General features: G+C 72.6%; 5 protein-coding genes. 4 read left to right on the forward strand and 1 reads right to left on the reverse strand.

All coding sequences use genetic code 11. The annotated features are described in order from the left end of the window. Positions 1-444 precede the first annotated feature (444 nt). From V7793_RS30610 to V7793_RS30625, 4 genes are all read left to right on the forward strand, one after another. On the forward strand, positions 445-1455 hold the full coding sequence (locus V7793_RS30610; protein WP_336012637.1) for a polyprenyl synthetase family protein: 1011 nt from the start codon (positions 445-447) through the stop codon (positions 1453-1455). 338 nt (positions 1456-1793) lie between these two features. Continuing rightward, the gene (locus tag V7793_RS30615) at positions 1794-3065 is read left to right on the forward strand and encodes a LolA family protein (protein WP_336012640.1); all 1272 of its coding nucleotides are present in this window, start codon (positions 1794-1796) and stop codon (positions 3063-3065) included. A 49-nt stretch (positions 3066-3114) separates the two neighbouring features. After that, entirely contained in the window at positions 3115-4074 is a 960-nt protein-coding gene (locus tag V7793_RS30620) for an ABC transporter ATP-binding protein (protein ID WP_336012643.1), read from the forward strand. After that, the gene (locus V7793_RS30625) at positions 4061-4954 is read left to right on the forward strand and encodes an ABC transporter permease (protein ID WP_336012646.1); all 894 of its coding nucleotides are present in this window, start codon (positions 4061-4063) and stop codon (positions 4952-4954) included. Before V7793_RS30620 ends, V7793_RS30625 begins: the two co-directional genes overlap by 14 nt. A gap of 144 nt (positions 4955-5098) precedes the next feature. Here V7793_RS30625 and V7793_RS30630 read toward each other — a convergent pair whose 3' ends face one another. Beyond that, on the reverse strand, positions 5099-6466 hold the full coding sequence (locus tag V7793_RS30630; protein ID WP_336012649.1) for a M28 family metallopeptidase: 1368 nt from the start codon (positions 6464-6466) through the stop codon (positions 5099-5101). Positions 6467-6691: the final 225 nt, after the last annotated feature.

The following is a 6691-nucleotide window of genomic DNA, read 5'->3' on the forward strand; positions in this document are numbered from 1 at the left end:
GGCGGAGGGAAGAGAGCAGCCGGCTGCCGGCAGGATGAAACTCCGCCGCCCGGGTCCCCCAGTGGCAGCCGGGGAGAGGGCAACCGCCGTGGGCGTGACCGGCGGTGCCGTGCCGGCCCGCGGCGAGGCCCGCAGTGCAGCGGGCCGGCTCCGCCGAGTGGCCGAAACCCACGAGATCAGGCCTGCCCGGCAGGGCCGCCCGCGGGGTGACCAAGGGCCGCGCGGGGCACATGTCACGTCGCACCCACGTCGCACACCAGCACGTGTGTCGGGTCGCGGAGGACGCCGGACACCGGCCGGGGAGAGGGTCCGTGAAGGGCCCGGGACAGCGCAACCCGGACGGGCGGCCACGGTGATCCACAGCCGACCGGATACGCTGACTTTCGGTGGAGACAGCGACACATCGACAAACCCCGTGTTCGCAGGCAGACAGGAGTACCCCTCGTGACCGTCGTCGGGCCTTTCGGGCTGAGCGTGCGGGACCAGGCTCTTGAAGCCGATGTCCAGGCGGGACTGGCCGCTGTCGAGGAGGGACTCCTCGAGGCCACCAAGAGCGACGTGCCCTTCATCACCGAGGCCGCACAGCACCTCGTGCGCGCCGGGGGCAAGCGTTTCCGGCCACTGCTGGTGATGCTCGCCGCCCAGTTCGGCGACCCCTACGCCCCGGGCGTCGTCCCCTCCGCCGTCGTCGTCGAGCTCACGCACCTGGCCACCCTCTACCACGACGACGTCATGGACGAGGCCGAGAAGCGCCGCGGCGTGGACAGCGCCAACGTCCGCTGGGGCAACTCCCTGGCCGTCCTCACCGGCGACTTCCTCTTCGCCCGCGCCTCCCAGATCCTCGCGGACCTCGGTCCCGAGGCCGTCCGTATCCAGGCCGAGGCGTTCGAGCGCCTGGTCACCGGTCAGATCCTGGAGACCGCGGGCCCCCGCGACGGCCGCGACCCCATCGAGCACTACCTCGACGTCCTCGCCGGCAAGACCGGCTCGCTGGTCGCCGTCTCCGGGCGCTACGGCGCGATGATGTCCGGCGCCGACGAGCGCACGATCGACGTACTCACCCACTACGGCGAGCGCCTCGGCATGGCCTTCCAGCTCGCCGACGACGTCCTCGACATCGCCAGCGACTCCCACGAGTCCGGCAAGACCCCCGGCACCGACCTGCGCGAGGGCATCGCCACCCTCCCCGTCCTCCATCTGCGCGCCCGGGCCGCCGCCACCGGCTCGCCCGCCGACCTCGAACTGTGCGAGATGCTCGACGGCGACCTCGCCGACGACGCCCTCCACGCCGAGGTGCTGCGCCGCCTGCGCGCCCACCCCGCCCTGGAGCAGGCCCGCCGCGACACCGTGCGCTACGCCGAGGAGGCGCGGTCCGTGCTGGCCCCGCTGCCCGACTGCTTCGCCAAGGCGGCCCTGGAGAACCTCTGCGACGCCGTGGTGCACCGGGCCGGCTGACGAAGGCCGGGTGCCCTGACGAGGGCCGGTGCCCTGACGCGGGCCGGGTGCCTCGACGCGGGCCGGTGCCCTGACGAAGGTCAGGCGCCTCCTCCCCCTCGCGGGTGGCCGTCCCGTAGGGGATGTCCTACCCGAGGGGTACACGGACTTGATCCCGTCGTCTGATGACCCGGCAGGCCGCCTCTGGTGGAATCGAAGTGTCTCGAGGCGAGGGAAGAGACCGGGGAAAAAGCCCCGGATTCCCCGCTCCACCACCGAGCGGCCGGGCTCACAATGAGCTCAGGAGGTGGCGGGTGCACGACACGTCGAGACCGCCGCCGACGACGGAGGTAGAGGACATGGCACGCATCGAACCGACCCACGGCACCGACGGGGCGGCCGGCGCCGGGGAAAGCGCCGGGCGGGCACCGGGCCGCCGCAAGGCCGTCCGCTACGCCGTCCCGGTCGCGGTGGCCGGCATCGCCGCGGCATCGATCGGGATCGGCACGGCGCTCGCGAGCAGCGGCGACCCCGACCTGCCCACGATCAGCGCGCAGGACCTCATAGCCAAGATGGCGAAGTCGGACACCCAGCAGCTCTCCGGCACGGTCAAGATCACGACCGACCTCGGCCTCCCCTCGATGCCCGCGGGCCTCTCGCTCGGTGACGGCCCGGGCGGCAAGGCCGCAGGCCACGGCCCGGCCGGCAAGGGCGAGGGGGCGGACGCCTCGCCGCAGGCCAAGCTCACCGAGCTCGCCTCCGGTACGCACACCCTGCGCGTCGCCGCCGACGGCCCCGAGAAGCAGCGGCTGTCGATCGTGGAGCGCGCCGCGGAGTACAGCCTGATCCGCAACGGCGACCAGGTCTGGGCGTACGACAGCAAGAGCAACACCGTCCACCGCTCGACGGCCCCCAAGGGCGCCGAGGGCGGCAAGGAGGCCCCCGGGGAGCTGCGCGGGGCCTCGCCGCAGGACCTCGCCAAGAAGACGCTCGCCGCCGTGGACGACTCCACGTCGGTGTCGGTGGACGGCACGGCCAAGGTCGCCGGCCGGGACGCCTACCAGCTGGTCATCAAGCCCAAGCAGGCCGAGTCGACGGTCGGCGCGGTGCGCATCGCGGTGGACGCGAAGAACGGTGTGCCGCTGAAGTTCACGCTCGCCCCGAAGGGCGGCGGCAAGGCCGTCGTTGAGGCGGCCTTCACCAAGGTCGACTTCTCCAGGCCGGCCGCGGACACCTTCGCCTTCACCCCGCCGAAGGGCGCCAAGGTCACCGAGGACAAGGGCGGCAAGGACGCCGAGGGCGGCAAGGCCGGTGCGGACGGCCGGAAGAAGGGCCTGGACGAGTCCGGCCTGTCCGGCATGAACGTGATCGGCAAGAGCTGGACGTCGATCGCCGAGTTCAGGTCGCCCGGGGGCGTGGGGCCGGGCGCGGGTGCCAAGGGTGCCAAGGGCGGCAAGGACGCCGGTCCGGCCGGTGCCCTGCTCGACGGCCTCGGCAGCAAGGTCTCGGGCTCCTTCGGCTCGGGCCACGTCTTCAGCACCCGCCTGGTCAACGCCCTGGTCACGGACGACGGCAAGGTCTACGTGGGCGCCGTCACCAAGGACGCGCTGGTCAAGGCCGCGTCGAAGTAGCACGTCCGGCGAAGCAGTACGTACAGCGGATCGCAGGCAGGGAGGCCCCATGGAGGAGCTGTCCGCCGCCGGGGAACCGGCGATAGCCACCCACGCGCTCACCAAGCGCTACCGGGGCGGGCAGCTCGCCGTCGACCGGCTCGACCTCGTCGTGCCGCGCGGCAGCGTCTTCGGCTTCCTGGGCCCCAACGGCTCCGGCAAGACGACCACCATCCGGATGCTCATGGGGCTGATCGAGCCGACCTCCGGCGTCGCCCGCGTCCTCGGCGAGGAGATGCCGCGGGCGGGGCGGCGCGTGCTGCCCCGGGTGGGGGCGCTGATCGAGGGGCCCGCCCTCTACGGCTTCCTCAGCGGCCGCGACAACCTCGTGCGGTACGACGCCGCCGACCCCACGGCCGACCCGCGCACCCGCAAGGCCCGGGTGGACGCCGCCCTGGACCGGGTCGGGCTGGTCGCCGCGGCGGGCAAGAAGGCCCGGGCGTACTCCCTGGGCATGAAGCAGCGTCTGGGCCTGGCCGCGGCCCTCCTGCAGCCGCGCGAGCTGCTGGTCCTGGACGAGCCGACCAACGGCCTCGACCCGCAGGGCATGCGCGAGATCCGCACCCTGGTGCGCGGCCTCGCCTCCGAGGGCACCACGGTCTTCCTCTCCTCGCACCTGCTCGACGAGATCGAGCAGGTGTGCACCCACGCCGCCGTGATGGCCCAGGGACGCCTCCTGACCCAGGGCACGGTCGCCGCACTGGCCTCCTCAGCGCGCGGCAGGCTGGCCGTCACCACACCCGACACGGCGGAGGCCGTCCGCGTGCTCAAGGAACAGGGCGTGAACGACCTCGCCGTCGACGACGACCGCGTCACCGGCGAACTGCCCGCCGTGGCCCGGGAGCTCGCGGACCTCAACGCCGCGCTCGTCCGCGCGGGTGTCCGCGTGCGCTCCTTCGGCACTGAACGCGCCTCCCTGGAGGACGCCTTCGTCGCACTCACCGGAGAGGGATTCGATGTCGCAGGCTGAGGCCGTACCGGCCGCTCCGGCCGCCGCGGGGAGGCGCGCTCCCGGCCCGCTGCGGGCGCTGTCGCTCTTCCGCAGCGAGGTGACGACGGTGTTCCGGCGGTGGCGCACGCTCGCCCTGCTGGGCGTCCTCGCGGCCGTGCCCGTGCTGGTGGGCATCGCCGTGAAGATCGAGACGCAGGACGGCGGCTCGGCCGGCCAAGGGGGAGCGGGCCCGGCGTTCATCAGCCAGGTCACCAACAACGGCCTCTTCCTGGTCTTCACCTCGCTGGCCGCGACCCTGCCCTTCTTCCTGCCGATGGCCATCGGCGTGATCGCGGGCGACTCCGTCGCGGGCGAGGCGAGCGCGGGCACGCTGCGCTACCTGCTGGTCGCACCGGCGGGCCGCACCCGGCTGCTGCTCGTCAAGTACGCGGCGACGCTGACGTTCTGCTGTGCGGCGACGCTGACCGTCGCGGCCTCCGCGCTCGCCGTCGGGGCCGTGCTCTTCCCGCTGGGGGACGTGACGCTGATCAGCGGGGTGACGGTGTCCTTCGGGGAGGGGCTGCTGCGGACGCTGGCGGTCGCGGGGGCCGTGGCGCTGTCGCTCGTGGGCATCGCGGCGCTCGGGCTGTTCGTCTCCACGCTCACCGGCAGCGGGATCGCGGCGATGGCCACCACCGTGGGCCTGCTGATCACGGCGCAGATCCTGGACCAGTTCCCGCAGCTGCACGCGATCCAGCCGTACCTCTTCCCGCACTACTGGCTGAGCTTCGCTGACCTGCTGCGCGCCCCCGTCTACTGGGACCAGCTGCTGGACAACTTCGGGCTGCAGGCGCTGTACGCGGCCGTGTTCGGGTCGGCGGCGTGGGCGCGGTTCACGACGAAGGACATCACGGCCTGAGGGGCCCGTGCAGGGCCTGCGCAGGGCCGTACGGGGCCGTGCCGGGCCGGGGCCGCCCGTGGGTGAGGGGTGCGGGGTTGTGCCCTCAGTGGTCTGTGCCGGGGCGGCGGGCCGGCCGCCCGCGCCGGGGATGACCGGGCCGGATCAGAAGGTGAGCTTCCAGCCGTCGATGCGCCCGGTGTCCTGCGCGGCGATGTCCTGGACGCGGAGCTTCCACGTCCCGTTCGCCGTCTCCCCGGAGGCGTCGACGGTGTACGTGGCGACGACGTCGTCCGCGGAGTCGTTGCCGCTGGAGTCCTTCAGCCGGTACGCCTTCCCGCTCGGCCCGACGAGGTCGACGACCAGGTCGCCGCGCCAGGTGTGCTTGATGTCGACGGAGGCCTTGAGGGCGGACGGCGCGTTGCCCGTGAGGCCGGAGACCGTCAGGGGCGACTCGACGGCCGCTCCGCCGTCGGGGATGGCGAGCTGCGACTTGCTCTCGAAGATCTTCCCGCCGGGCGGGTTGGTGGTGCCGCCGCTCAGCGTCCACACCGCGCTCGCGATGGCGTCGGTGTTGGTGTCGAGCGCCTTGTCGCTGATGTTCGCCGAGGTGTCGCAGGACGAGTGGTAGCAGCGGTCGAAGGGCTGGCCGGCGGTGCCGCCCCACTTCTGGGCCTGCGCGGCGGTCTTGCGGTAGTCGGCGCCGCTGAAGAGGCCGCCGACGGGGATGCCGACCCGCTGGAAGGGGGCGTGGTCGGAGCGGCCGTCGCCCTCGGTGTCGATCTCGGTGGCGATGTTCTTCGCGGCGAACCAGTTCTCGAAGAGGGCCTTGAGGTTCTGGTCGTAGCCGTAGACGAAGTAGCCGGGGTTCGGCGAGCCGATCATGTCGAAGTTGAGGTACGCGTCGATCTTCCCGCGCTCGGCAACCGGGAGCTGGTTGACGTAGTGGCTCGAACCGCGCATGCCGAGCTCTTCCGCGCCCCACCAGCCGAACCGCAGGTGCTTGGCGGGCTTGTAGCCCTCGCGGGCCACGGCGAGCGCGGTTTCGAGGACGCCGGCCGAGCCGGAGCCGTTGTCGTTGATGCCCGGTCCGGCGGAGACGGAGTCCAGGTGGGCGCCGGCGAAGACGACATGGTCGGTGTCGCCGCCGGGCCAGTCGGCGACGAGGTTGTAGCCGGTGGCGCCGCCGGTGGTGAACTGCTGCACGGTGGTGGTGAAGCCGGCCGCGTCCAGCTTGGACTTCACGTAGTCGATCGACGCCTTGTAGCCGGGGCGGCCGTGGGCGCGGTTACCGCCGTTGGCGGTGGCTATGGACTGCAGTTGGGCGAGGTGCGCCTTGACGTTGGCGACGGGTATGTCGGGTCCGGCGGCGGCGACCGGACGGGCCGTGGCGGCGGTGGGAACCGCCAGGGCCGGGCCGGAGGCCGCGCCGAGCAGGGTGGCCGCGAGGGCCGCACCGGTGGCCAGGAGGGCGCCGGTGCGGGATCTTCGGGGGCGTGAGGGCTGCAGGGTGGGACCGCTGAGTTCAAGCATGGGGGGCTCCCAACTCATTTTGACGTGGGCATGATGTTGAGGGCGCCCCGAAAGAGCGTCAAGGGCGGATTTCGGACAGGGGACACCGGTTTCCGGATATCGGGCGGGCCCCGGAAGGTCCTTACTGGCCCTGAGCTGTGACTTCTGGTGCCTGTGGGGCAGTTGTGATTTCTGTGTTAACAATGGCGGCGCCGGTCGTGGCCGCCGCGCCCGTCCCCGTCCCCG

Source organism: Streptomyces sp. KLMMK (assembly GCF_036961605.1).
Lineage (GTDB): Bacteria > Actinomycetota > Actinomycetes > Streptomycetales > Streptomycetaceae > Streptomyces > Streptomyces telluris.